Raw genomic sequence first — 26,362 nt, 5'->3', positions numbered from 1 at the left:
GACACATCCAGACGTCGCGCAGCGGATGGCACACCCGACGACGAATTCCCTGGCTTACGCCCCGCCGGCTTGCAAACCCGGCGGTTGCGACGTGCATTTCAGTCCCGCAGCCTTCGATTCGCTCCGGCTTATCCAATGAACCTGATGTCCGCGAACCACCCAAATGGGGGGTATGGCCAACGCGATCAGCCGGTGGCGTCGATGCTGAACGACTCCAACTCCGCAAACATGTGGCGCGATACTCGCTCTTCGTTTCGAGTGAGATACTCATCCAGCTTGAGCCGGCGCTTCAGGCCGATGCCACTGTCATCCTCGATGAACTCGATCCCATTTGTCACGAACAGCGATCGAATTCTGTTTTTCGTTTCGAGCCGGACACGATCCTTGTTCTCGAAATCGCTGATCGTGCTCTCATTCACTCGAATCTGGCGGCTGAGCTGCTTGATCGACCAGCCCATCATCGCGCGTGCACTGCGACATTGTTCGCCGTTCATCTTCCGACCCCGAACGAAACGGTCTGCGCTTCCAGGTGAGGCGTGGAGGGCTGTCGGCCAGCTCTCCCAGCGGCAAGCCGCCAAACGAAAGGGTCCCCGGCCGAAGCCGAGGACCCGTCTTGATCAGAAGTCGCGCTGGATGCGGAGGCGACCAGCCCAAGCGTCGTCGCTCTTGATGCCAGGACCCGCGACACGAACGCCGAGATCGTTGGTCGGCGTAACGCGAGCCTTGTACTCGGTGCGGGCGTAGAGAACCTCGACACCGATGTCGAGACCCGAGACCGGCGACCAGATCAGGTTACCGGCAACCAGGAGCTCCTTCGGATCAAGCGCACGGCCGACCTGCGCAGCGTCCGTGTAGAACGCCGCACGCGCGGAGTGGCCCAGGCTGAGCTGGCTGTACGACCCGTAGAGTTCCGAACGCAGCTGCGGGGTCCAGAAGTGACGCAGACCGGCAACAACCGACCAACCGGTCGAGTTCTTGACGTTACCCGTGACCGGATCGAAGCCGAAATCACCCACCAAGATACGGGTCAGGCGACCAACACCACCAGCACCGCCACCGGTGCTCGTCGCCGTCGCGGCGCCAGTGCCGCCACCCCAGCCGATATAGCCGAGAGCGCCGTCAGCATAGGCTGCCTGCAGGAACACGTGGTCGCCAGCCGCGAGCATCGGCAGGTTGATCTTCACGCCGCCCTGGATGGCCCAGCCGTAATCGTCACCACCGCGGGTGCCGCCGACAACGAACGGATCCTGACCCGGAAGCGTCACGGTCAGAGCGCCGACGCGGTTCTGACGGAAGGCGCCCGACAGCTGAGCCGAACCCCAACCCTGATCGACGCGGAGCGAAGCGACGATGTCCGGGAAGTCCTGACCGCCGACCGCAACCGCACGACCGAAGTCGAGGGACTGAAGAGTGACCGTGCCGTCGGCCTCCGTGCGGACACGAGCGCCGTTGATCGTGCGGGTCGTGACCGCGCCGCTGTCACGCGAGCCGGTGCCGGTGGTACGATCTTCCAACGAGACCGTGGCCGAGAAGCCCGAACCGAAGGTGGCGGTGTAAGCCAGCAGGTTGAGGCGCGAGTCAGCCGTACGAACGGTCGAGAAGCCGAAGTCGTTCGCATAGAAGTCGAAGAACGACTGGGCGCGACCGGCGGTGATCGGACCGAACTGGATGAAGGCCAGGTCGAGGTTCGAAGCAGTCGAGGTCTGCGAGGTACGGGCCAGACCCGGGGCGATGATGCCCTGGTTGCCGTCCAGCGCGCCGTTGTAGAAGTTCGAGCTGTTGGTCAGCTCGTAGCGGAAGAACGTACGCAGCGTGCCGTAGGCGGTCGCGGTGCGGGCGTCGACGTTCAAGCGACCGCGAGCGCGGGTGCCGTAGGCGTCCTGGGCGTTGCCGTTGCGCGAGCCGACCGTGTACTCAGCGCGGACACGACCACCAACGCGCAGGCAGGTGTCGGTGCCCGGGATGTAGAAGAAGCCCGCGCCATAGGCGGAGCAAACGCGAACGTACTCGACCGGAGCGGCCTTTCGCGACGGAAGATCGGCAGCGCCGGCACTGGTGGCAACGGCGAAGGCCGCCGTAGCCATGCCCAATGCTGAAACGAAGCTCTTCATCAATACCTCCAATAGAATTGGCCTTGCCTTGGCTGAGTCCGTTTGAATCAACCCATATGATGGGTATTGTTTTCTATAATTCTTGACAGTGAAGTTATTCACATGATCGAATAGAGTCACTTCATGTTGCAATCTGAACACATGTGATGTTTTTCACTATTTAAGAGTGATATAGTTCACATATAATTGCCTTTTGCGCGAATAACCCTGCGTCCTGCCGTAGGGGAGTTCCGTGGATTGACCACGACATCGACGCAGGTCCTGACAAGGCACCCCTGCTCAGAAGGCCTGCCGTCTTCAGGACGTGTGCGCCCTCGGAACACGACCTCGAGTGTCTCAGAGCCGGCATGGGACTGCGCCCTGGCGGAGATCTCGCCATCGAAGCGGGCTCCGGGCGTGGCGACAGGGGCAATGCGGATGTCGGGACCGGCAGAGATCAGCGCCACATTGCGCTCGGGCCTGGCGCTCTGGAAGGCGAACCCCGAGCCCAGGAGCCCGATCAGCTCGGCGCCAAAGTGCGCGTCGCGGCTGCTGGAATCCCCCTGACCGAGCTTGACGAAGCCATTCACCGGGCAGGGCGCGAAGACGACACCTATATGTCGATAAGCCGCGTCGGCCGTCCGCTCCAGATGTCCATGCGATAGTCACCCTTGACCATGGCGAGGCCTAGAGCATTTTCGAGCGAAGTGGACACCGGTTCGCGTGAAGAAAATGCGATAAAACAAAGGCCTAGAGCAGTTCCGCGATTCGGAGAATTGCGAAACTGCTCTAGCAGCGGGACGAGCGAGAGCGTCCAGGTCAGTTGACGTCGCTGGAGCCTCAGCGCCAGTTGCGCCGCCAGAGCACGAAGACGCCGCAGGCGGCCAATTGGGCCGCGACCAGCAGATAGGGCCAGTCGAAGCTCGCCGTCCGGCTGGCGATGAAGGCGAAGATCAGGGGGCCGCAGAACGAACCGGTGAAGCCGAAGAGGTTCGCCGCGGAGGTGACATCGCCGATCTGCGTGGGCGGCGCCAGCCGCGCCAGCTCGGCCATGTAGACCCCGTTCCATCCCAGTGATGTCGCGCCAATGAAGGCGACCGAGCAATACAGGGCCCATGACGGCCCCGTCGCCGACCAGACGAGCAGGACGACCGCAGCGCTCGCGGCGAGCAGGAGCAGGCCCAATAGGAGCAGGCCTCGGCGCCAGCGATCCGCCAGCCAGCCCAGGGCGATCCGCGAGACCGTGCTGGCGGCGAGCAGGACGGCCATGAAGTAACCGGCTTCCGCCAGGCTCTTGCCGTGCTGCGTCACCAGATAAGTAGCGGTGAAGGCCTGGACGCTGGTCTGGGCGATCGAGAACGAGATGCCCATGCCGGTGAGCAACGGCAAGGTCGGGTGCGAGCGGATGACTTCAGCCGAGCGGCGCAGGGCCGAGGGCGACAGGAACGTCCGGGCCCAGCGCCGGTTCGCAGGGCCCTTCTCCATGTCGAGGCGCTTCTGGAACGGCTGGACGGCCAGCAGGCTGAGCAGGACGATGGCCGCGATCAGCCAGATCGTATGCACAAAGCCGAGCCCGATGACGGCCGGAGCCACCGAGAGGCCGGCGATCGTTCCGCCAAGCGGGACGCCGGCCTGCCGGATCGAGAAGATCAGGTTGCGATGGGTGGGCGGCGCGGTGCGCATCAACATCGTGCTGCCCGCCGGATTGTTCGGCGCAGTGCCGAGGCCGAGCACGAGCGCGCCGGCGAAGCCAAGGATCGCGACCGGCTGCGACAGCAGGATCAGGCCGAGGCACATCGCCGCCAGGCCGATCTGCAAGGTCCGGATCGGGCCGTGATGGTCGAGCATCGGGCCGCCGCAGGCCAGGCACCAGCAGATGCCGATCGAGACGGCGGAAGACACATAGCCGATGCTTTCCGGCGGCAGGTTCCAGCGCTGTGTCAGGATCGGACCGAGAAGGGGGACGGCTGCCGCAGCGAAGGAGCTCACGACCTGCACGAGGAGCGTGGCGCTCAAGGCGCTCCCCCACAAAGGCAGCTTCAACGCGATCCCTCCCAGCGCCTTCGCCGTATCCGCAGGACAGTGAGCCGCCTTTCGGCAGCGCCGCGCGCGATCCCGGCTTGCGTTGGTCTTCCGCGAATCCGCCGGCGCGGTCGAGGGCCGGGCACGCCTTGCCTGACCTGCAGGATTTGCATGCGGCCACGCCGGCGAGCCTGAGCCGACGAAGCTCGGGCCTTCGCCGCCGGCCTCGGGCGTGCTTGCCGCCTTCGGCTGGGCGTTCGGGTCGCGGAGCGGGCTTGGCGGTCCTGGCCGGCTGTCAGACGGCCAGGGCCGTCAGCAAACGTGCCCGGTCGGACTCGTCCTCGGCATCTCCGCTGAGCACGATCCGCCCGCGCTCGATGACGACGAAGCGGTCGGTCACCGAGAGCGCCTCGTGCACGTTCTGCTCGACGAGGAGCACGATGCAGCCGCGCTCGCGCAATTCGCGCACGATCGCGAAGACCTCGGCGACGATCATCGGCGCCAGGCCCTCGCTGGGTTCGTCGACCAGCACGAGCTTGGGCTCGCCGACCAGCACGCGTGCCATGGCGAGCATCTGCTGCTCGCCACCCGACAGCGTCGTGCCGAGCTGGCGGCGACGCTCGCCGAGGCGGGGAAAGCGGTCGTAGATCTGCTCGATGGCCGCGCGCTCAGCCTTGGCTACCCGGCCACGCACCTGCAGCAGCCCAAGCTGCAGGTTCTCCTCGACGGTGAGGCCAGGGAAGATGCGCCGGTCCTCCGGCACCAGCCCGACGCCGGAGAGGCAGATCCGATCGGGCGCGAGCCCGTTCAGGGATTGCCCACCGAGCGTGATCGCGCCCTCACTCGGCCTGACCCAGCCGGCGATGGTCTTGAGCAGGGTCGTCTTGCCGACGCCATTGCGGCCGAAGATGCCGATCACCTCGCCGGGGGCGGCCGAGAGGTCGATGCCCTGGATGACATGGCTCAGGCCGTAATGGCTGTGCAGTCCGTTGATCGCGAGCATGTCAGTGATGTCCGAAATAGGCGGCCTGCACGGCCGGGTCGGCCCGCACCACGGCGGGCGGCCCCTCGGCGAGCTTGCGACCCTGATGCATGACGACGACATGGTCCGAGAGGTCCATGACGAGCCCGATATCGTGCTCGATCAGGAGCACGCTGACGTCGCGGCTGAGCTCGCGCACCAGCTTGGAGGTGTCGGCCGTGTCGGCATGGCTCATGCCCTGCGTCGGCTCGTCGAGCAGCAGGATCTTAGGCTCCGACGCCAGGCAGACCGCGATCTCGAGCCGGCGCTGGTCACCATGCGAGAGATTGCCGGCGAGCTCGTCGCGCTTATGGCCGAGCTGGAAGCGCTCGAGCATCTCGGCGGTCTTGGCGAGCGCCCGGGTCGAGCGGCCGATCGGCAGGAAGGCGCGCGCCGTCGGCTCCAGAACCTGTGCCGCCATGCGCAGATTCTCCGCCACCGTCAGCTCGAAGAACAGATTGGTGATCTGGAACGAACGCGACAGCCCCGCTGCCTTGGTGCGCGCCGGCGAGGCGCCGGTCATGTCGATGCCGTCGATCAGCAGCTGGCCGGATTTCGGCTTGAGCGCCCCGCTGATCAGGTTGAACAGCGTCGATTTGCCAGCGCCATTCGGCCCGATCACCGTGGTGATCCGGTTGCGCTGCGCGCTGAAGCTGACCCGGTCGACCGCCTTCAGGCCGCCGAAGGCGATGCCGAGCTCACGGATTTCGAGGACGGGACCGGTCATGGCTTGGCACTCCCCGTTTCGAGCCGGGCCGGGGCGAAGGCCGGCGCCGCCGGCTTTTGCGCACCGGCGAGCAGGCGCTCCTCGATGCGCGGCCGGATGAAGCCGACGAGTCCCTTGGGCAGGAACATCACGCAGATCATGAAGATCAGGCCGATCACGATGAGATGGTGCTCGGTCCAGCTGCCGATGATCGACTTCAGCAGGACGAGCAGCACCGAGCCGTAGATCGCGCCGATCAGCGTGCCGACACCACCGAGGATGACCGAGATCACCGCATTGCCGGAGGTGGCGAAGAACATCAGCTCCGGTGAAACGAAGCCGCGCAGCATGGGATAGAGCGCGCCCGAGAGCCCGGCGATCAGCCCGGCCAGCACATAGGAGAACATCCGCGCCCGCCAGACCGAATAGCCGAGGAAGGGCACGCGCTTCTCATTCGCCTTGAGCGCTGTCAGCACCCGCCCGAACGGCGTGTCGAGCAGATAGGCGGTGAGCCCGTACAGCCCCATGATGATCGTAAGCACGATCAGGAAGAAGCCGAGCGGGCTGCCGGCCGAGACCGAGACGGGGCCGAAGCCGATCTCGATGACGGGAATGCCGATCATCCCGTCGGAAGCGCCGAGCTCGCGGGTGTTGTAGACGACCTTGGCGACGACCTGCGCCAGGCCGAAGGTGATCAGCGCGAAATAGACGCCGCGCACCCGGTTGGCGATCAGCCCGCCGACGATCGAGGCGATGAGCGTCGCCCCACCCGCTGCCGCCATGGCGAGCCAGAAGGACGGCACCTTCAGCAGGGTCAGCGCCGAGACATAGGCGCCGATGCCGAAGTAGAGCGCCTGCCCCAGCGAGAGCGCGCCGGAATAGCCGAGCAGCAGGTCGACCGAAAGCGCCAGGCCGGCGAAGATCAGCGCCTCCGTGCCGAGGCGCAGATAGAAGGTGTCGCCGCTGGCGGCGCCGATCGCGGCGAGCGCGAGCGCGGCCGCGACGAAGACCAGAGCGAGCAGATGGCTCGCGCGCATCGATAGCGTCAGCCGGTCACGCATGGCCGAGCCTCCCGAACAGGCCCTGGGGGCGGAAAACGAGGAAGGCGACCATGGTCCCGAACACGATCGGATCGGTCCAGACCGGCGAGATCACCAGGCTGGCCAGCGCCTGCACCTGCGTCAGCAGCAGGCCGGCGACGACCGCGCCCCAGATCGAGCCCATGCCGCCGACGATGACGACGGTGAAGGCGAGCAGGATGAAGTCGCGCCCCATGGTCGGGAACACTGAATAGATCGGCGCAAGCAGGACGCCGGCGAGACCGGCGAGCGCGACACCGAAGGCGAAGGTGCCGGCATAGACCAGCGCCACCGGCACGCCGAGCGAGGCCGCCATGTTGCGGTCGAAGGCGGCGGCGCGCACCATCGCGCCGAGACGGGTGCGGTAGACGACATAGGCGACGCCGCTGACGATCGCCGCGCCGACCACGATCAGAAAGAGCCGATAGTTCGGCACGATGATGCCGGCGAGCTCGGTCGCGCCCGGAATCGGCGTCGGCGGGCGCTGAGTGTTGGGGCCGAAGGCGACCTTGAGCAGGTCCTCGACCACGAGCGCGAGGCCGAAGGTGACGAGCAGCGTGGTGACGTGCCGATCCCGGCTGTCGAAGACCGGCCGGATCAGCAGGCGCTCGGCCGCCATGCCGAGCGGCACCATCAGGACGGGCACCAGCACGAGCAGGAACCAGAAGCTGATCCCGGCTGCGCCCAGAGCAAGGGCCGCATAGGCGCCGATGGCATAGAACTCGCCATGGCTCATGTTGATGACGTCGAGCATGCCGAAGATGATCGTCAGGCCGAGGGCGACCAGCACCACGGCGACCCCGAGCGCGAGCCCGTTGACGACCTGCGGCGCCAGCACGAATTGGAGGTAGTCGAGGGCATTCATGTCATGTGCTTTCGCGAGGGCGGTGTGACCCCTCCCATCGACGGGAGGGGTCGGCGCCTGTCCTCAGAACCGGGTGCAGGCGTCGGGGCCGATCGCCTTGTCGGCATCGACCTTGTCGATGATGTCGAACTTGCCCTTGGCGACGCGCACCACATACATCGGCTGCATCGCCTGATGATCGCCGGCGCGGAGGGTCTTGGCGCCCTGCGGGGTCTGCCAGCTCAGCCCGCGCAGTGCCTCGCGCACCTTGTCGGTCTCGGTCGAGCCAGCCTTCTCGACAGCCGCCTTGTAGGCGAAGAGCAGGCCGTAGCTGTCGGCGCCGTAGAGGTCGGGGTCGGCCTTGTTGGCCGCGCGGAAGGCCGCGACGAACGCCTTGTTCTCGGGCGTGTCGATCTGCGGGGAATAGCCGACGCCGGTGGCGAAGCCCTCGGCCGCCTGGCCGATCGCGCTGATGTTCTGAGAGGTCACGGTGCCCGAGGCGCCGACGACCTGCAGGTTGGTGAGCAGGCCGAAATCCTGCAGCTGGGTCAGCAGCCTGACCGTGTCGTTGCCGGCGACCGAGGTATAGAGCACCTGCGGGCGCGAGGCCCTGATCTGGCCGAAATACTGGGTGTAGTCCTTGGAATCGAGCGGCGCGAACACCTCGCCGCCGGTCGGCGCACCCGATTTCTCGGCGCTGCTCTTGAAGGCGGCGACGGTCGAGCGGCCCATCTCGTAGTCTGGGCCGAGATAATAGACCTTGGCCTTCGGCTTCTCCTTGGCGAGCCAGGCGGCAAGCGCGACCGATTGCTGCTCGGCGCGCGCGTTCACGCGGAACATGTTCGGCGAGCATTTGTCGGTGGTGATCGAGTCGGCGAAGGACACGGTCGTCGCCGCGAGCTTGGCGTTGCGTTCGGCCAGCTGGGCGACGGCCAGCGTCGAGCCGGAATTGACGGTGCCGGTGAGGAAGTCGACCTTCTCGACCTGGAACAGCTTCTCCGCCTTCTGCACGGCGACGGCAGGGTTGGCCTCCTCGTCCTCGACGACCAGGCTGACCTGCCGGCCGGCGATGCCACCTGCGGCATTGATCTCCTTGGCGGCGAGCTCCAGGCCCCAGCGCACCTGTTGGCCGATCGGGGTGTACGTGCCCGACAGCGGCGTGACGACGCCGATCTTGATCGGTCCGCTCTGGGCGAGCGCACCACCGGTGAGCGCCGTTGCGGCGAGCAGCCCGGCGACGGCAGCAAGGTATCCGGTCGTCTTCATGGTCGTTCCCTCGGTTCTGGTTGTTGTTCTGCGATGTCGGCTTGGCGGACCCGCGCGAGGCATTGCTCGCGCAGATATTTTGCCGGCTTATCGGCCGGTGAACTTGGGTGCGCGCTTGGCGTGGAAGGCCTCGACGCCCTCGCGGAAATCGTCAGACTGGCGCAGGCGGCTGTAGCAATGCCCTTCCAACTCGATCGCGATCGCCAGCGTCGAATCCTCGGTGTCGTTGAGCAGCTTCTTGGCGGTGCGCTGGGCGATCGGCGAGAAGGAGCGCAGCTCGTCGACGAGCCGGTCGGTCGCGGCCTCGAGCTCGCCATCCGGAACGCATTCGGTGGCGATGCCCCAATCGAGCGCCTGTTGGCCCGAAATGCGCTTGGAACGCATCACGATGTCCTTGGTCCGGGTGATGCCGACGATCTTCTGCAGCCGGGCAGAGCCGCCCGAGCCGGGGATCTGCCCGAGCTTCTGCTCCGGCAGCGCGTATTGGCAGGTCTCCGAGACGATGCGGAAATCGCAGGCAAGCGAAATCTCGAAGCCGACGCCGAAGGTGTAGCCGCGATTGGCGACGATCACCGGCTTGGAACAGCGCGCCGGGGCAGCGATGTTCCAGGCGAGCTTCGAGACATGCTCGGGCGAAGCCTCCAGGAAGCCCTTGATGTAGCCGCCGGAGGAGAAGTGCTCGCCCACGGCGCGCAGCACGATGATGCGCACGCGGTCGTCTTCGTCGAGTGCCTCGAACACCTTGCGCAGATGGTCGCGCTGGGCCATCGCCACCGTGTTCATCGGCGGCCGGTCGAGGATGATGTCGGCGCGCTCGCGGGCGGGATCGATCTCGACGCGGAAGCCGTCGAGGCCGGTGAGGCTGGCGTGGATCGGGGTGACTGCGTTCATGGCTGTAGCTTTCGATTGCAGGGTAGGGATCATTCGGCGGCGAGATCGGGCCGCTCGGGCTCGTATTCGCCGGCGACGAGCTGGCGGCGCAGCAGCTTGCCGACCGGCGATTTCGGGATCGCCTTGACGAATTCGTAGCGGCGCGGGCGCTTGAAATTGGCGAGGCCGGAGATCTTGCAGTGCCGGTCGAGTTCCTCGGCGGTCACGGCCGAGGCGCGCTGCACGAAGGCGACGACGATCTTGCCCCAGCGCTCGTCCGGCAGGCCGACCACGGCGACTTCCGACACCGCCGGGTGCAGCGACAGGCAGCTCTCGATATCGACCGGCGAGACGTTCTCGCCGCCGGTGATGATCATGTCGTCGACGCGGCCGGTGACGAAGAGATCGCCGTCCCCGTCGAAATAGCCGGTGTCGCCGGTGAAGTACCAACCGTCGCGCAGCGATTTGGCGTCGGCCTCAGGCCTACGCCAGTAGCCTTCGAAGGCCTCGTCGCTGGCGGCGAGCGCTATGATCTCGCCTTCCTCGCCGGGCCGGGCCAGCTCGGCGGCCGAGACCGCGCCTAACCGGACCACGCGGATGAGCTGGTTGAGCCCGGCCTTGCCGGCACAGCCTGGCTTCGCTGCGGCCTTCTGGTCGATGGTGAAGGTGTAAATCTCCGACGAGCCGTAATGGTTGACGAAGAGCTCGGGCTTGAACGCCTCGGTCAGTTTGCCGAGCAGGCCGTCGGTCATCGGCGCGCCGGCGAAGCCGAGCTTGCGCACGCTTGAGACGTCGCTGCCGGCGAAGCGCGGGTGGTGAACGACGTCGTGATAGAGCGTCGGCACGAGATAGAGATTGCTGACGCGCTCGGCCTCGATCAGCTCCAGCGCCCGCGCCGCATCGAAGCGCGGCAGGCAGACGAAGCTGCCGCCGATCAGCGACATCGCCAGCAGCGAGCGCACTCCCATCGTGTGATAGAGCGGCATGACGCCGAGCGTGCATTCGCCGGTGCCGTAGAGGTTCTGCGCGACATGGGCGAGCGCCGCCATGCGCTCTGCCCGGTGCCGCCGCGGCACGCCCTTCGGCTTGGCCGTGGTGCCGGAGGTGTAGAGCATCAGCGACCAGTCTTCGGCGTCGGCGCGGGGCGTCGCGGTCGGCGCCTCCATGGCGATCATCTCGCCGAAGCTCAGATCGGCAGGGCCGGCATCGCTGCCGACCGCGATCCGCGGCAGGTTTGCGGCGAGCACGCTCTCGGCCATGGCAGCCGCGGAAACCGCTTCGAAGACAATCGCGCGGGCGCCGGCATTCTCCAGCACGAAGTCGATCTCGTCCGGCTTCGCCCGCCAGTTGATCGGCGTCATGATCAGCCCGGCGAACTGGCAGGCCCAGTGCAGGCTCGCCGCTTCCCAGCGGTTCTGCAGCACGGTGACGAGATGATCGCCTGCCTTGAGCCCGATGCCGTCGAAGGCGGCGACGAGCGAGGAGATATGCGCCAGCCATTGCGCATAGCTCAGGCGCACCTCGCCATCGACGATGGCAAGTGCATCGGGCGTGCGGGCCACGCTGGCGGTGAAGCTGGTCCCGAGGTCAAACATCGAGCGATTCCGCGGCAATGGTCTGGGATTCCCGGCGCAGCTGGGCAGCGGCCTCGCGCGCGGCGGCGATGATCGGGGTGTAGCCGGTGCAGCGGCAGAGATGCCCGCCGACGACCTCGCGCAGCTCCTGCTCGCTCGGCTCCGGCTGCTCACGCAGGAAGGCGTCGAGCGAGATCAGGATGCCGGCGGTGCAGAAGCCGCATTGCAGCGCATGGTGGCACCGGAAGGCGGCCTGCAACACCGAGAGACGGTCCGGCGCCGGCGACAGCCCCTCGACCGTGGTGACCTCCCGGCCTTCGAGCTGGACCGCGAGCGTCAGGCAGGCGCGCGCCGGTGCCCCGTCGATCAGGATGGTACAGGCACCGCAGACGCCGTGCTCGCAGCCGACATGGGTGCCGGTCGCGCCGATGCCGTGGCGCAGCGCGTCGGTTGCGAGCAGGCGCGGCTCGGCCTCGACCGAGACGGGCTTGCCGTTCAGCGTGAAGCCGATGCGGTGGCGGGTGGCGGCGCTCAGGCGAGGCATCGACCGGCCTCCTCGATCGTGCGGCGGCCGAGCGTGCGGACAAGGTCGCGGCGCAGCCTGGCGCTGGCATGCAGGTCCTCGCGTGCGTCGAGCTCCCAGGCGAAGGTATTGAGCGCGTCGTCCAGCGCGGAGCCGTCGAGGCGGGGCCAACTCCGGCGCTCCGGCCTGTCGGCTACACCAGCGACGGCGAGATGGATCTGCCCGGCCTCGACCATCGCCGCGCAGCCGACGATGGCGAAGTCACCATGCCGACGCGCCACCTCCCTGAAGGCATAGCCGGTGTCGGGCCGGGCGGCCGGGAAGGCGACGGCCTCGATCAGCTCGTCATCGGCCTTCCCGGTCACCATCATGCCGGAGAAGAAATCGGCCGCCTTGAGCACCCGACGCTTGCGGCGCGAGCGCAGGCGGATCTCGCCAGCGAGCGCGACCAGGCAAAGCGGGATCTCGGCGCTGGGATCGGCATGGGCGGCCGACCCGCAGACCGTGCCGCGCGCCCGGGTCTGGTAGTGGCCGAGCCAGGGCAAGGCGGCAGCCAGCAGCGGCTGCTCGCTCGCAAGGCCCGGCCGCTTCAACAGGCCCGCCTGCCGAACGCCGGCCAGCACCACGATCATCTCGCCTTCGCGCCGGACCTGGTCGAGACCGGCCACCCCCATGATGTCGATCAGCACGGCAGGCTTGGCGAGCCGCATGTTCAGCATCGGCAGCAGCGACTGGCCGCCGGCGATGATGCGCGCCTCGGCGCCATGCTCGGCGAGCGCCATCAGGGCCTCGTCGAGGCTGCCGGCGCGCAGATAGTCGAAGGGCGCGGGCTTCATGCGCGCCTCCCGAACAGGCGGCCGAACAGGCCGGGCTTGCCCGGCGACGCCTTGCGCGCCAGCGCCGCGAAGAACTGGCCGATGATCGCCTTCGCCGCGCCATCGAGCAGGCGCCCGCCGATCGCTGCGACCTTGCCGCCGACGGCAACCTCATAGGCGTAGCCGATCACGGTGCCGCCGACGCCGTCGGGCGTCAGCGTCACACGGCCGGAGCCGCCACCGGTGCCGAGCGCGCCGGAGACCGAACCGGCCAATGTCGCGGCCCTGGGCTCGTCGAGGTCGGAGAGCTTGATCTCAGCCTTGTAGCGCCCCTTCACCGGGCCGACACCGAGCGTGACATCGGCCTTGAAATGCGTGTCGGACAGCTTCTGCACGCCATGGCAGCCGGGGATGATCGAGGCCAGCGTGTCGACGTCGAGCAGCATCGCCCAGATCGCCTCGGGCGCCGAAGCGACCTTGGCCTCGCCTTCGCCGCGCAGGCTGTGGTCGCCCGGCCTGGCGGCAGGCGCCGCCGCGCGGCTCGTCGCCGGCCGGGCCGGCTCCGGCCCGGCGGCGAGCGCTGCGAGCCTGGCCGGGGTCAGCGGCAGGTTGATATCGGAGACGCCGAGGGCGTCGGCGATCGCATTCGCCAGGCAGACCGGTGTCGACATGCAATTGCCCTCGCCGACGCCCTTGGTGCCGAGTGGCGTGAAGGGTGACGGCGTCTCGATGTGCAGGATCTCGATGTCCGGCGTCTCGGTCGCGGTCGGCAGCAGATAGTCGGCGAAGGTGCCGGTCAGGAAGGCGCCATCCTCGCCATAGGCGAGCTCCTCATAGAAGGTCGCGCCCAGCGCCTGGGCGAAGCCACCGCGGATCTGGCCCTCGACCATGGCGGGATGCAGGACGCGGCCACAGTCATGCATGGTCACATAGCGGTCGATCCTTGCCTTACCGCTCGCCGGATCGACCTCGACACCGGCCATGTCGAAGATGAAGCCGTGGCAGAGCGAGGAGTTGATCTCGTCGGTCTCGCTCGGCGCGGTGAGCTGCGGTGGCGTCCAGAAGACGGTCTCGCGGATAGTCTGGTCGACGCCATCAGGCAGCAGCGCCGGCGACCAATGGCAGAGCGCCGCGATCCGCCCGAACGGGATGGTCTTGTCCGGGTTGCCCTTGGCGAAGACCGCGCCGCCGGCAAAGCCGATCTGCCCGGGCTCGGCCTTGAGCTGGTCCGCCGCGATCAAGGCGAGCTTGTCCCGCAGGCGGGTCGCGGCGAGATGGGCGGCGCCGGCCACCGCCGCGGCGAAGCGGCTGGAATAGTTGCCCGAGGCGATCGACCAGGCATCCTTGCCGGTGTCGAGATCAGCCACGACCCTGATGTCGCGATGCGGCAGGCCGAAGATGTCGGCGACGACCTGCGCCAGCACGGTGCGATGGCCCTGGCCCTGCGGCGTCGAGGCGACATGGACGCTGACCGAGCCGACCGGATCGATCGAAACCGTGGCCGTCGCCTGCGCGCCGTTCTTCGGCCCGGCCTTGCGCCGCTCCTCGGCGGTCAGCACGGTGGTGATGTAGCCCATATTGGAGACGCTGGGCTCGACCGCCGCGGCAAAGCCGATGCCGTAGCGCCGGCCGGCGGCGCGCGCTGCGTCGCGACGCTGTTCGAGATCGGCGAGGCGGCCGGCGACCGCCAACTCGACCGCCGCCTGATAGTCGCCGGAATCGTAGAGCGCGCCGGTCGCGGTGCGATAGGGGAAGGCGCTGGCCGGGATCAGGTTCCGGCGGATGATGTCGAGCGGGTCGAGCTGCAATTCGACGGCGATGCGCTGCATCAGCCGCTCCAGCGCGAAATAGACCTGCGGGCCGCCGAAGCCGCGCACCAGCCCGGTCGGCGCCTTGTTGGTCAGGACGACGCGATTGCGCATCGCGACATGCCGGATGTCGTAGGCGCCGGTCATGTTGCCGTGCATCCGGTAGAGCGTCGCCGGCTCCGGTGCGCGCGGATAGGCGCCGCAATCCTCGATCTGGTCCCAGTCGAGCGCGCTGATCCGCCCCTGCGCCGACACGGCCGCCTTGAGCGTGGTGACGCGGTTGGTCGCCGCCACCGCAGCGCCGAAATGCTCGAGCCGGTCCTCGATCCATTTGACCGGCTGCCCGGCAATCCGGGCGGCGACGCCGATGAGGACGGCATAGGGCGCGACGCCCTGCTTCACGCCGAAGCTGCCGCCGGAGTCCGGCGGCATGCGCAGCCGCAGGCGATTGCCGGGCACCTTCAGCGCGCGCGCCAGCACGGTGTGGATGCTGAACGGGCCCTGGAAATTGGCGAGGATGTCGTAGACGCCCTCATGCGGGTCATAGTCGGCGACGACGCCGAAGGTCTCCATCGGCGCGCCGGTATTGCGCGGATAGGCAATGCTGACCGAGATCGTATGCGCGGCAGCGGCAAAAGCGGCTTCGGGCTCGCCATAACGGAAGCGCCGGTCGCTGACGAGGTTCGTGCCGGCCTTCTCGTGCAGGACGGGCGCGCCCTCTCCCATGCTGATGAGGGGATCGACGACCGCCTTCAGCGGCTTGTACGCGACCTCGATCGTATCCAGCGCATCCTCGGCAAGATAGCGGCTCTCAGCCACCGCGATCGCGACCGGCTCGCCGACATAGCGCACGCGCTCGACGGCCATCGGCCAGTTCTCGGCGGCGATCTTCAGCCCGGCGACCATCGGCGTGGTCAACTTGGCAAGATCGCGCCCGGTGACGATCGCCACCACGCCCGGCAGCGCGGCGGCTGCCCCGGTCTCGATCGAGAGGATGTCGGCATGGGCGTGCGGCGAGCGCAGGATCGCGGCGTGCAGCGTGCCCGGCCTAATGCCGAGATCATCGATAAAGCGCCCGCGACCGGTCAGCAGGGCCGCGTCCTCGACGCGCTCCACGGACTGACCCGTCCACGAAATGGTTTCAGCCTTCACCAGCGTTCGGCTCCCAGGAGGCGCTCTTACGGAGGCGCCTCACGGGAAGGTTCGGTCATCGGCCGGCCGGATTCGATCCCGCCCAGTCTCGCGACTTACCAAATAGTCTCAAATTCGAAGGAAATGCCTCAGCGGCCGAGACGCGCCACGCTGCGGAACTCGCTCGGCGCCACCGAGCAATGGTCGCGGAAGAAGCGGGTGAAGTGGGCGGGCGCGCTGAAGCCGAGCCGGTCGCCGATCGCGCTGAAACTCTCCTCGCCGTCGACGATGGCGCCGACCGCGAGCTCGACCTTCAGCACGTTGAGGAAGACATGCGGTGTCACGCCGGTCGAGGTCTCGAACATCCTGAAGAAATGCGCCCGCGACAGGCCGGCCTCGCTGGCCAGCCGCTCGATCGAGAGCGGCGCGGCCGGATCGGAGCGCATCAGCGAAATCGCCCGGCGCACCCTGAAATCGACCGCGCTCGAACGCGCGATCTCGCGCAGCGAAGCGCCGATCGAGCGCCAGGGCGTGAAGCGCTCGATCACGGCGATCATCAGTTCGGAAAGCAGCTCCTCCTGCCGGCGGCTTGCGCCGGGCTCGTGCACCATCTCCGCGGCGAGATCGAGCGCGGTCTGGCGAATATGGGCGCTGACTTCGCCGGCAGAATGCTCGAAAAAGCCAGGCGAGCCGCTCGCCGCCCAGTTCGGCCGGAAGCTGCGCAGCCAGTCCGGCTCGATATAGAGCGCCAGGATCAGCGCGTTCTTGCGCGAGGGATCATGGACATAGGCATGCGTCTCCCAGGCGTTGACCAGCACAGCGAGATCGTCAGTCAGCGGCGCGACATGGTCCCCGACCAGGAACTGCGTGTCATCGCCGTCGACCTTGAGCAGGACATGGCAATGCGGATGCGCGTGCCGGACGAGGCTGCGATCCATGTCGAGCAGCGCCACCCGGCCGAAAGCTCCGTGCGCGATGCGCAGGGCATCCGACATGCCGTTTCCTCACCCGGTATCGTGTTGTCAGGGCGGCCAGCCGCCAGAAGCCGAGATATTGGACGGCAGCCGGCCGTCTTTCAAGGCAGCCCGAACCGGCCGCTTTGTCGCGGGTGGCGCACGCCCAACGCTCACCGGGGCCTCACACCCAGCCGCCGTCGACGACATAATGCTGATTGGTGCAGGCGCCCGCCTCCTCCGAGGCGAAGAACAACGTCGCACGGGCGATGTCCTCCGGCACCAGCCGGCGCTTCAGGCATTGGCGGCGCATCAATTCGGCCTCGCTCTCCGGCGTCAGCCACAGGTCTATCTGGCGCTGCGTCATGATCCAGCCCGGCGCGATCGCGTTGACGCGGATGTTGTGCTCGCCGAAATCGCGCGCCAGCGAGCGCGTCAGCCCTAGCACGGCCGATTTCGCCGCCGTATAGGCCGGCATCCCGCCCTGGCCGATCATCCAGGAGGTCGAGCCGAAATTGACGATCGCGCCGCCCTTCCGCGCGATCATGTCGGGCAGCACCGCCTGGGCCGCGAAGAACTGATGCTTCAGGTTCACCGCCATGCGCTCGTCCCAGTATTCCGGGGTGACCTCGAGCGTGTCGTGACGCTCGTCATGGGCGGCATTGTTGATGAGGATATCGACCGGGCCAATCGCGGCACGGACCGCGCCGATCACCCGGCGCAGCGCGGCGATATCGGTCAGATCGGCGTGCTCGAAATGAACGCTCGCACCGGCGGCAGCGAGCTCCGCCGCGATGGCGCGGGACTCAGCCTCCTTCAGGTCAATAAAGCCGACCTTCGCGCCCTGCCTGACGAAGGCGCGAACGATCGCCTCGCCGATCCCCGAGCCGCCGCCCGTGACCAGCACCACCTTGCCCGCAAGATCGGGATAAATCGCACCCGCCAAGACCGCCTCCCTCGTCATCGCCGCAGATGGTCCGCAGCGTCCGGATTCGAATAGCATCAGAATTTGAGTTGCGCACCTCAAATTCTGAGGTTACGGTTCGAGCCATCAACGGCCCGCCAGCGGCCGACACACGGGAGGACCCTCATGGCTCGTTTCAAAGGCCTGCTCGTCGGCGTCGCTGCCCTTGCCCTCAGCGGCAGTGCGGCCCTGGCCCAGACCACGGTCAAATGGCTGCACATCGAGGCCAACCCCGTTCCAGTGAAGATCTGGGAGGAGGTGGCCCGCGAGTTCGAGGCGAAGAACCCCGGCGTGAAGATCGAGATGCAGTATCTCGAGAACGAGGCCTACAAGGCCAAGGCGCCGACGCTGCTGCAGTCCAGGGACCGGCCGCACATCATCTTCAGCTGGGCCGGCGGCGTGCTGAAGTCGCAGGTCGAGGCCGGCGTCCTCGAGGACATCACCCCGGCCATGCAGGGCTACAAGGACAATCTGTCCGCCAGCGCGGTCGACGCCTTCACGGTCGACGGCAAGATCTACGGCGTGCCCTACGGCGTCTCGCAGGTCGGTTTCATGGCCAACAAGGACCTGCTGGCCAAGGCCAGCGTCGATGCCGGCAAGATCGCGACCTATGACGACTTCCTCGACGCGGTGAAAAAGCTCAAGGCAGCCGGCATCACTCCGCTCGCGGTCGGCGGCGCCGACAAGTGGCCGGTGCATTTCTACTGGACGCATCTGGCCGTGCGCCTCGGCGGCAAGGCTGCGATGCAGGCGGCGCTGAAGGAACAGGATGGCGGTTTCGAGGGCGAAACCTTCCAGAAGTCCGGCGAGCTGTTCAAGCAGCTCGTCGACCTCCAGCCCTATCAGAACGGTTTCCTCGGCTTCAAGAGCCAACAGGCCATCGGCCATTTCGGCGACGGCAAGGCGGCGATGCTGCTCGCCATTTCCAGCTTCTACCACACCCAGAAGGTCTTCGCGGTCGACAAGACCGGCGTATCGGACGACAAGCTCGCCTGGATCAACTTCCCGACCGTCCCAGGCGGCAAGGGGCAGCCGAGCGACACGCTGGGCGGCATCAATGGCTGGCTCGTCACCAAGGGCGCGCCGAAGGAGGCGGTCGCCTTCCTGAAATACTTCGTCAGCGCCGAGCCGCAGAAGCGCCTCGCCGCGGGCAATTTCATCGTGCCGGTCTACAAGGGCGCCGAAGCCGGCCTCGGCAGCGCCTTCATGCGCAACATCGCCCAGAACATCGCCAACTCGACCTATCACCAGAACTTCTACGACCAGGATCTCGGCCCCTCCGTCGGCCGGGTCGTCAATGACGCGACCACCGAGATCGCCGCCGGCACGATGACGCCGAAGCAGGCGGCCAAGGCGATCCAGGACGCCTTCCGCCAGGGCAACTGACGACCAGCCGGTCGGGGGACATCGCTCGTCCCCCATCGATCGAAGCGCCAGGCGGCGGGACCATCGCGCCGGCCGACCTCCCCTGCCCGCCCACATCGCGAGGTGATCATGGCTGCGCTCGCCGGACGCAGAGTCGCCGATGTCGGCAAGCTCTCGACCATCCTGCTGTTCCTGCCGCCGGCGCTGCTGCTGTTCACGCTGTTCGTGGTGCTGCCGGTTGGAGAAGCCGCCTGGTATTCCGGCTTCAACTGGAACGGCTTCGGCTCGCCGACCAACTGGATCGGCCTCGACAACTACCGCTTCGTCTTCGACAACCGCGCCTTCGGCACTGCCTTCAAGAACAACCTGCTGATCATCGTCGTCTCGCTGGTGATCCAGCTGCCGCTGGCGCTCTCGCTCGCGATCATCCTGGCCGACCGCTTCCGCGGCGCGGTGGCGCTGCGGATGGTGTTCTTCCTGCCCTATATCCTGGCGGAGATCGCGACCGGACTGATCTTCAGCTTCGTCTATGACGGCGACTACGGCCTGCTGGCGGCGATCTACAAAAGCTTCGGGGCAGAGGCGCCGCATCTCCTGGCCAGTCCGCAGACGGCCTTCGCCGCCATCCTCGTCGTCGTCGTGTGGAAATATTTCGGCTTCCACATGATGCTGTTCATCGCGGCATTGCAGACCATCGACCGCTCCATGCTGGAGGCGGCCAGGATCGACGGCGCCAGCCGCTGGCAGAGCCTGCGCTATGTCGTCATCCCCTCTCTGGCGCCGACCATCCGCCTCTCGGTCTTCTTCGCCATCGTCGGCTCGCTGCAGCTCTTCGACCTGGTGATGCCGCTGACGCGCGGCGGCCCCTCCGACTCGTCCCACACCATGGTGAGCTTCCTCTACACCTTCGGCATCACGCGCATGCGCGTCGGCTTCGGCAGCGCCGTCGGTGTCATCCTGTTCCTGATCTGCGTGGTGTTCGCCTTCACCTACAAGCGCTGGATCATGCGTGATGAGTGAACCTGCCGCTTCCGCCCCCTTCAGCGACGACGGCTTCAGCCCGGCTGCGGTCGGCAAGGCGCTCTATCTCCTTGCCATCGTCCTGTTCGTGATGACGCCGCTCGTCGCCACAGTCCTTGGCGGCTTCAAGTCGCTGGGCGAACTGCGCGTCAACCCGTTCGGCCTGCCGAGCGTCTGGGAGTGGAGCAACTACGCCGACATCCTGCTCTCGAAGCGCTATTGGCAGCTTCTCTGCAATTCCTTCGTCATCGCCACGCTGACCGTGGTGCTGACGCTGATCTGCGCCGCCATGGCCGCCTTCGTCTTCGCCCATCTGCACTTCTTCGGCCGCGACATGCTGCTGAACTACCTGACGATGGGCCTGCTCTTCCCGGCTGCCACCGCGATCCTGCCGATGTTCATAAAGGTGCGCGATCTCGGCCTGCTCGACAGCTATCTCGGCGTCGTCCTGCCCCAAGTCGCCTTCGCGCTGGCAATGAGCATCCTGCTGCTGCGGCGCTTCTTCAAGGACCTGCCGACCGAGCTGCTCGAGGCCGCGCTGGTCGACGGCTGCTCCTATCCCAAATTCTTCCGCTACGTGACGCTGCCGCTGTCGCGCCCGATCCTGGCGACCGTCGGCACCATCACCTTCGTGCACAGCTGGAACGCCTATCTGATCCCGCTGGTGATGCTGAACAGCGACAGCCTCTACCCCTGGCCGCTCGGCATCATGGTCTACCAGGGCGAATATTCGACCGAGTGGCACCTGATCCTCGCCTTCATCACCCTCACCATCCTGCCCACCATCATCCTCTTCCTCTTCGCCCAGAAGCACATCGTCGCCGGCCTGACCGCCGGCGCGGTGAAAGGCTGAGCATCCGGTTATCAAGGAGCGTTCCATGCGAAAGATCGGCGTCGGCATCATCGGATGCGGCAACATCTCGACGAAATACATGACGGCGATGCAGCAGTTCTCGACCATCGAACTGCGCGCCGTCGCCGACATGCGCACTGCGCCGGCAGAGGCGCGCGGCGCCGAATTCGGCGTGCCGGCGATGCGGGTCGACCAGCTGCTGAAGCGCGACGATGTCGAGATCGTCGTCAACCTGACCGTGCCGCTGGCCCATACCGATGTCAGCCTCGCGGCGCTGCGGGCCGGCAAGCACGTCCATTCCGAGAAGCCGCTCGGCGTCAACGTCGCCGAGGCCCGCAAGGTGATGGACCTCGCGCAGGAGAAGGGCCTGCGCGTCGGCTCGGCCCCCGACACCTTCCTCGGCGGCGGCCACCAGACTGCCCGCAAGCTGATCGACGACGGCGCCATCGGCAAGGCTGTCGCCGGCAACGCCTTCTTCGGCTGCCCCGGCCATGAGCGCTGGCACCCGGCGCCCGGCTTCTACTATCTGCGCGGCGGCGGACCGATGCTCGACATGGGCCCCTACTACATCACCGACCTCGTCAACCTGCTCGGACCGATCGCCTCCGTCGTCGGCTTCGCGACGCGGCCCAAGGCCGAGCGCCTCGTCACCAGCCAGCCGATGAACGGCACGCTGATCCCGGTCGAGGTCGCGACCCATGTCACCGGCGTGCTCGAATTCGTCTCGGGCGCGGTCGTCTCGGTCACCATGAGCTTCGATGTGCCCAAGCACCGCCACAGCCCGATCGAAATCTACGGCTCGGACGGCAGCCTCGCCGTGCCCGATCCCAACCGCTTCGGCGGCGAGGTCCTGGTCGCCAAGGCCGGCGGCGACTGGCAGGGCCAAGCCCTCAGCCATGGCAACAGCGAGGGTGAATTCCGCTCGATCGGCGTCGCCGACATGGCGGCGGGCCTGATCTCCGGGCGGCCGCACCGGGCCAGCGGCGCGCTGGCGCTGCATGTGCTCGAAGCGATGGAAGCCTTCCAGACCGCCTCCGACGAAGGACGGCGCGTCACGCTTGCAACCACGGTCGAGCGGCCGGCCATGCTCCCGCCCGGCCTGCCCACCGGCACTCTGGATTGATGGGGATCGACATGACAAGGACTGCGCTGATCGTCTGGGGCGGCTGGAGCGGCCACGACCCCGACCTCTGCAGCTCGATGATCCGGGGCTGGCTGAAGGCGGAAGGATTCGACGTGCGGGTCGAGACCGCGACCTCCGTCTTCCTCGATCCCGCGATCCGCGACTATTCGCTGATCGTGCCGATCTACACGATGTCGAAGATCGAGAAGCCGGAGGCCGCCGCCCTGTGCGAGGCCGTCGCCGGCGGCGTCGGCCTCGCCGGCCATCATGGCGGCATGGGCGACGCCTTCCGCGACGCGGTCGACTACCAGTTCATGTGCGGTGGCCAATGGGTGGCCCATCCCGGCGGCATCATCGACTACACCGTCGACATCACCCGGCCCGACGATCCGCTGATGCAGGGCATCGCCAGCTTCGAGCACCGCTCGGAGCAGTATTACATGCATATCGACCCGGCCAACGAGGTGCTGGCGACCACGACCTTCACCGGTGAGCACGCGCCCTGGATCGACGGGGTGGTGATGCCGGTGGTCTGGCGCAAGCGCTACGGCAAGGGGCGAGTGTTCTATTCCTCTCTCGGGCACCGGGCCTATGAGCTCGATGTGCCGGAAATCCGCACGATCATGACGCGTGGGCTGCTTTGGGCCGCACGTTGATATCCGGGCGCCGAGTCCGCCTGAACGGCTGGACTTAAGGCACCCGCCAATGCCAAGGCCTGCGCTGCGGGTGAGGCTGGAAGCCGATCCCGGGGCGCAGATTTAAGGAGAGGTCGTGGAGGACGCGGTGGATCGGATCCGGATCCCGGTCAGACGGGCGACGCTGGAGGACGTGGCGCGCGAGGCCGGGGTCTCGCTCGCCACGGCCGACCGGGTCGTGAACCAGCGCGACGGGGTCCGCGCCAAGACCGTCGAGAGCGTGCGGCGGGCGATCGCCAAGCTCGACTACCGGGCCAATCCGGCCGCGGCGCGACTGGCGCGCGGCCAGTCCTTCCGCTTCGCCTTCATCCTGCCTTCCAGCACCAACGCCTTCATGGCCGGGCTGATGCAGCAGGTGCGCCGGATCTCGGATTGGCTCGAACCGCAGAACGCCTTCGTCGACATCCTGCAGCTCGACGTCTTCGATCCTGAGGCGCTGGCGAGCGGGCTTGCCGGCCTCGCCGACCATTTCCACGGCGTCGCCACGGTGGCGCTCGACCATCCCAAGGTCCGCGCCGCCATCGACGATCTCGTCGCGCGCGGCGTTCCCGTCGTCACTCTGGTCTCGGACGCCCCGACCTCCCGCCGCGCCCACTATGTCGGCATCGACAATCCGGCGGCGGGGCGCACCAGCGCCTCGCTGATGGGCCGCTTTCTTGGTGGCCGCAGCGGCAAGGTCGGCGTCATCCTCGGCTCGATGTCGCTGCGCGACCATGTCGAGCGGCTCTATGGCTTCCAGCAGGTGCTTTCCGGCGACTATCCCGGGCTGACCCTGCTGCCGGTGCTGGAGGGGCGCGACCAGAGCGAGCGCAACGAGGCGGCGGTGGCCAGGCTCCTCGCGGAGCATCCCGACCTGATCGGGCTCTACAATATCGGCGCCGGCAACGAGGGCATCCTCGCCGCGCTGGAGGCTGCCGCCCGGCCGCTCGTCTTCATCGCGCATGAGCTGACCGAGGCGACGCGGCGCGGCCTGCTCTCCGGAACGGTCGCGGCGGTGATCAACCAGGACCCCGGCCACGAGGCGCGCTCGGCCGCGCGACTGCTGATGGCGGAAGTCACCGGCGAGCCGATCCTGCTCGACCAGGAACGCATCCGCATCGAGATCTTCCTGCGCGACAATATGAGCTGACTCAGCTCCGCGCGTGGATGCTCCGCCAGATCGCCAGCGGCGTCGCCGGCATGTCGAGGTGGCGCACGCCATACGGCGCGAGCGCATCGACCACCGCATTCATCACCGAGGGCAGCGAGCCCGCGCAGCCGGCTTCGCCGCAACCCTTGGCGCCGACGCGGTTGGTCGCGGTCGGCACGCCGCGGCTGGCAAAGGAGAAGAACGGCACGTCCGCCGCGCGCGGCAGCGCATAGTCCATGAACGAACCGGTCATCAGCTGGCCGGCCTCGTCATAGACGGTCATCTCGTAGAGCGCCTGGCCGATGCCCTGGACGACGCCGCCATGCAGCTGGCCCTCGACGATCAGCGGGTTCACCACCACCCCGAAATCGTTGACCATGACATAGCTGGCGATCTCGACCTGGCCGGTCTCAGGGTCGATCTCGACCTCAGCGATGTGGCAGCCATTGGGATAGGCCGAGGGCGCCGCCTTGAAGACATGGTCGACGTCGAGGCTCTGCGGCAGATCGGCCGGCAGGGGGCCTGCCGTCCGCAGGGTCTCGGCAAGCTGCATGATGCCGATGGCGCGGTCGGTTCCCGCGATCCGGAACTGGCCGGCCGCGAACTCGATGTCGGCGGCGGCGGCCTCCAGCACATGGGCGGCGAGCAGCTTGCCCTTCTCGATGACGAGTTCGCTTGCCTCGATGATCGCCGAGCCGCTCGCCATCACCGATTTCGAGCCGCCGGTGCCGCCGCCGGCGATCAGGCGGTCGCTGTCGCCCTGGAACAGGCGGATCTTGTCGAAGGGTACGCCGAGCTGGCTCGACAGGATCTGGGCGAAGGGCGTCCAGTGGCCCTGCCCGTAATCGAGCGTCCCGGTGACGATGGTGACGCTGCCATCGGCCTCGAAGTGCAGGCCGCCCATCTCGTTGGTCGGCGGCGCCGTCACCTCGAGATAGCAGCCGATGCCGCGGCCGCGCAGCTTGCCGGCCTTGCGGCTCCGACGCTGCCGCGCGGCATAGCCCTTCCAATCGGCGGCTTCGAGCGCCTGCGCGAACAAAGCCGGGAAATCGCCGCTGTCATAGACCGTCCCGATCGGCGTCGCCCAGGGCAGCTGCTCCGGCTTGACCAGGTTGCGCCGCCTCAGCTCGGCGCTGTCGATCCCCATCTCCCGGGCGGCGGTATCGATCAGCCGCTCCATGAAATAATTGCCCTCGGGCCGCCCGGCACCGCGATAGGCGCCGATCGGCGGGGTATTGGTCACGGCGCATTTCGCGAGAACCTCGACCAGCGGCGTGCGGTACATGCCGACGCTGTTCTTGCCGATGTTCAGGCTCGCCATCATCGGCCCGACCGGCGAGAGATAGCCGCCCATATTGCCGATGCCGGTGAAGCGCGTCGCCAGGAAGCGGCCGCGCGCATCGAGCGCGAGCTCGGCCTCGAACACCATGTCGCGGCCGTGATGGTCGGCGACGAAGCTCTCCGAGCGCTGGTCGGTCCATTTCACCGGCTTCTTCAGCAGGCGCGCCGCGTGCAGCAGCGCGACATGCTCGGGGAAGACCGAGGCCTTCATGCCGAAAGAGCCGCCGACATGGCCCGTGACCAGCCGCATCTTCGTAGCCGGGACGCCCATCGCCGCTGCCAGGTTGTTGCGCAGGCCGAAGACGCCCTGGCTCGGCGCATGCAGCGTGTAGCGGCCGGCCTTGCGGTCATAGCTCGCGATCGCCGAGCGCGGCTCGATCGGGTTGACCACGACGCGATTGTTGACGATCCGCAGCCGGGTGACATGGGCCGCCCCGGCGAAGGCAGCGGCGACCTTTTCGGCATCCCCGGACTGATAGTCAAGGACGAGATTGCCCGGCACCTCGTCATAGAGAAGCGGCGCGCCGGGGGCGAGCGCCTCCTCCCCGGAGGTGACGGCGGGCAGGACCTCGATGTCGAGCGCGACAGCCTCGGCGGCGTCGCGCGCCTGAATTGCCGTGCGGGCGACGACGACAGCCACGGGGTCGCCGGCGAAGCGAACCTTGCCGGTCGCCAGCGCCATGCGGACCGGCTTGCGCATCGGCGTCCCGTCGCGGTTGGGCAGGTCGATCTGGCATCGCAGTGGGCCGTAGCCCTGACCTTCGAGGTCGGCCCCCGTATAGACCGCCACCACGCCCTTCATCGCCGCCGCGGCCGACGTATCGATGCCGTTGAGCAGGCCATGTGCATGCGGGCTGCGGACGAAGGCAGCGTAGAGCTGCCCGTCCAGCGAAAGGTCGTCGGTATAGCGCCCCTCGCCGCGCACCAGAATCGGGTCCTCGTTCCGCGGCACCGGCTGGCCGATTCCAAACGGCGTCGAGGAGAGCTCAGCTGGAGCTGTGCGCATGTTCATGACGAGGCACCACGATGGGATGTTGGGCCGATCGACGAGCGATCCCGCTGCAGAGAGCAGAGCGGTTTGCCTGTCCGATTGTCACATGAAAGGCGGCGTGGTTGTCAAATCCTTCGGCCATCGCGGCAGGCAACCCCGCCATGCGCGACGAGCCGAAG

At 67.3% G+C, this 26,362-nt stretch carries 23 protein-coding genes; 6 read left to right on the top strand and 17 right to left on the bottom strand.

What is annotated here, in order from left to right:
• Window positions 1-185: 185 nt before the first annotated feature.
• The 16 genes from AC1DS0_RS19935 to AC1DS0_RS19860 form a co-directional block, all read right to left on the bottom strand.
• Window positions 186-494 (bottom strand): helix-turn-helix domain-containing protein, encoded by a 309-nt coding sequence (locus AC1DS0_RS19935; RefSeq protein ID WP_476816013.1) that lies wholly within the window; start codon window positions 492-494, stop codon window positions 186-188.
• A gap of 123 nt (window positions 495-617) precedes the next feature.
• Entirely contained in the window at window positions 618-2,111 is a 1,494-nt protein-coding gene (locus AC1DS0_RS19930; protein ID WP_476816012.1) for a porin, read from the bottom strand.
• A 176-nt stretch (window positions 2,112-2,287) separates the two neighbouring features.
• The gene (locus AC1DS0_RS19925; RefSeq protein ID WP_476816011.1) at window positions 2,288-2,680 is read right to left on the bottom strand and encodes a hypothetical protein; all 393 of its coding nucleotides are present in this window, start codon (window positions 2,678-2,680) and stop codon (window positions 2,288-2,290) included.
• 250 nt (window positions 2,681-2,930) lie between these two features.
• On the bottom strand, window positions 2,931-4,106 hold the full coding sequence (locus AC1DS0_RS19920) for an MFS transporter (protein WP_476816010.1): 1,176 nt from the start codon (window positions 4,104-4,106) through the stop codon (window positions 2,931-2,933).
• A 301-nt stretch (window positions 4,107-4,407) separates the two neighbouring features.
• Entirely contained in the window at window positions 4,408-5,115 is a 708-nt protein-coding gene (locus tag AC1DS0_RS19915) for an ABC transporter ATP-binding protein (protein ID WP_476816009.1), read from the bottom strand.
• A gap of 1 nt (window position 5,116) precedes the next feature.
• Window positions 5,117-5,860 carry an ABC transporter ATP-binding protein gene (locus tag AC1DS0_RS19910; protein ID WP_476816008.1) on the bottom strand — a complete coding sequence of 248 codons (744 nt, stop codon included), beginning with the start codon at window positions 5,858-5,860 and terminating at the stop codon, window positions 5,117-5,119.
• On the bottom strand, window positions 5,857-6,900 hold the full coding sequence (locus AC1DS0_RS19905; RefSeq protein ID WP_476816007.1) for a branched-chain amino acid ABC transporter permease: 1,044 nt from the start codon (window positions 6,898-6,900) through the stop codon (window positions 5,857-5,859). The genes AC1DS0_RS19910 and AC1DS0_RS19905 overlap by 4 nt, the downstream gene beginning before the upstream one ends.
• Window positions 6,893-7,783, bottom strand: coding sequence for a branched-chain amino acid ABC transporter permease (locus tag AC1DS0_RS19900; RefSeq protein ID WP_092155271.1), 891 nt, complete (start codon window positions 7,781-7,783; stop codon window positions 6,893-6,895). The genes AC1DS0_RS19905 and AC1DS0_RS19900 overlap by 8 nt, the downstream gene beginning before the upstream one ends.
• A 63-nt stretch (window positions 7,784-7,846) precedes the next feature.
• The gene (locus tag AC1DS0_RS19895; protein ID WP_476816006.1) at window positions 7,847-9,028 is read right to left on the bottom strand and encodes an ABC transporter substrate-binding protein; all 1,182 of its coding nucleotides are present in this window, start codon (window positions 9,026-9,028) and stop codon (window positions 7,847-7,849) included.
• An 87-nt stretch (window positions 9,029-9,115) separates the two neighbouring features.
• Complete coding sequence (locus AC1DS0_RS19890) at window positions 9,116-9,919, bottom strand: enoyl-CoA hydratase/isomerase family protein (RefSeq protein WP_476816005.1); 804 nt, start codon at window positions 9,917-9,919, stop codon at window positions 9,116-9,118.
• Between the two features lie 29 nt (window positions 9,920-9,948).
• Window positions 9,949-11,493, bottom strand: a complete 1,545-nt coding sequence (locus AC1DS0_RS19885) for an AMP-binding protein (protein ID WP_476816004.1) — start codon at window positions 11,491-11,493, stop codon at window positions 9,949-9,951.
• Entirely contained in the window at window positions 11,486-12,016 is a 531-nt protein-coding gene (locus AC1DS0_RS19880; protein ID WP_476816003.1) for a (2Fe-2S)-binding protein, read from the bottom strand. The genes AC1DS0_RS19885 and AC1DS0_RS19880 overlap by 8 nt, the downstream gene beginning before the upstream one ends.
• Window positions 12,004-12,831: an FAD binding domain-containing protein gene (locus tag AC1DS0_RS19875; RefSeq protein ID WP_476816002.1), complete on the bottom strand. Its 828-nt coding sequence runs from the start codon at window positions 12,829-12,831 to the stop codon at window positions 12,004-12,006. The genes AC1DS0_RS19880 and AC1DS0_RS19875 overlap by 13 nt, the downstream gene beginning before the upstream one ends.
• Entirely contained in the window at window positions 12,828-15,770 is a 2,943-nt protein-coding gene (locus AC1DS0_RS19870; RefSeq protein ID WP_476816001.1) for a xanthine dehydrogenase family protein molybdopterin-binding subunit, read from the bottom strand. The genes AC1DS0_RS19875 and AC1DS0_RS19870 overlap by 4 nt, the downstream gene beginning before the upstream one ends.
• Before the next feature lie 128 nt (window positions 15,771-15,898).
• Window positions 15,899-16,744, bottom strand: a complete 846-nt coding sequence (locus tag AC1DS0_RS19865; RefSeq protein ID WP_476816000.1) for a helix-turn-helix transcriptional regulator — start codon at window positions 16,742-16,744, stop codon at window positions 15,899-15,901.
• 142 nt (window positions 16,745-16,886) lie between these two features.
• Window positions 16,887-17,666 (bottom strand): SDR family NAD(P)-dependent oxidoreductase, encoded by a 780-nt coding sequence (locus AC1DS0_RS19860; protein WP_476815999.1) that lies wholly within the window; start codon window positions 17,664-17,666, stop codon window positions 16,887-16,889.
• Between the two features lie 126 nt (window positions 17,667-17,792).
• Here AC1DS0_RS19860 and AC1DS0_RS19855 point away from each other — a divergent pair, with 126 nt between their 5' ends.
• The 6 genes from AC1DS0_RS19855 (at window position 17,793) to AC1DS0_RS19830 (ending at window position 23,851) form a co-directional block, all read left to right on the top strand.
• Window positions 17,793-19,052 (top strand): ABC transporter substrate-binding protein, encoded by a 1,260-nt coding sequence (locus AC1DS0_RS19855; RefSeq protein WP_476815998.1) that lies wholly within the window; start codon window positions 17,793-17,795, stop codon window positions 19,050-19,052.
• Window positions 19,053-19,160: 108 nt separating this feature from the next.
• A complete protein-coding gene (locus AC1DS0_RS19850) occupies window positions 19,161-20,051 on the top strand; it encodes a carbohydrate ABC transporter permease (protein WP_476815997.1) in 891 nt (296 codons plus the stop codon).
• Between the two features lie 91 nt (window positions 20,052-20,142).
• Window positions 20,143-20,904, top strand: coding sequence for a carbohydrate ABC transporter permease (locus AC1DS0_RS19845; protein ID WP_476816071.1), 762 nt, complete (start codon window positions 20,143-20,145; stop codon window positions 20,902-20,904).
• Between the two features lie 25 nt (window positions 20,905-20,929).
• Window positions 20,930-22,027 (top strand): Gfo/Idh/MocA family protein, encoded by a 1,098-nt coding sequence (locus AC1DS0_RS19840; protein ID WP_476815996.1) that lies wholly within the window; start codon window positions 20,930-20,932, stop codon window positions 22,025-22,027.
• A gap of 11 nt (window positions 22,028-22,038) precedes the next feature.
• Window positions 22,039-22,683: a ThuA domain-containing protein gene (locus AC1DS0_RS19835; RefSeq protein WP_476815995.1), complete on the top strand. Its 645-nt coding sequence runs from the start codon at window positions 22,039-22,041 to the stop codon at window positions 22,681-22,683.
• A 136-nt stretch (window positions 22,684-22,819) separates the two neighbouring features.
• Entirely contained in the window at window positions 22,820-23,851 is a 1,032-nt protein-coding gene (locus AC1DS0_RS19830) for a LacI family DNA-binding transcriptional regulator (protein WP_476816070.1), read from the top strand.
• Between the two features lies 1 nt (window position 23,852).
• Here the strand turns inward: AC1DS0_RS19830 and AC1DS0_RS19825 are convergent, their stop codons facing one another.
• The gene (locus tag AC1DS0_RS19825; RefSeq protein WP_476815994.1) at window positions 23,853-26,204 is read right to left on the bottom strand and encodes a xanthine dehydrogenase family protein molybdopterin-binding subunit; all 2,352 of its coding nucleotides are present in this window, start codon (window positions 26,202-26,204) and stop codon (window positions 23,853-23,855) included.
• Between the last annotated feature and the right edge of the window lie 158 nt (window positions 26,205-26,362).

It is taken from the genome of Allobosea sp. P4_H5 (assembly GCF_056400825.1).
The sequence above is the reverse complement of the archived record's forward strand: the minus strand, read 5'-3'. Positions and strand labels throughout refer to the sequence as shown.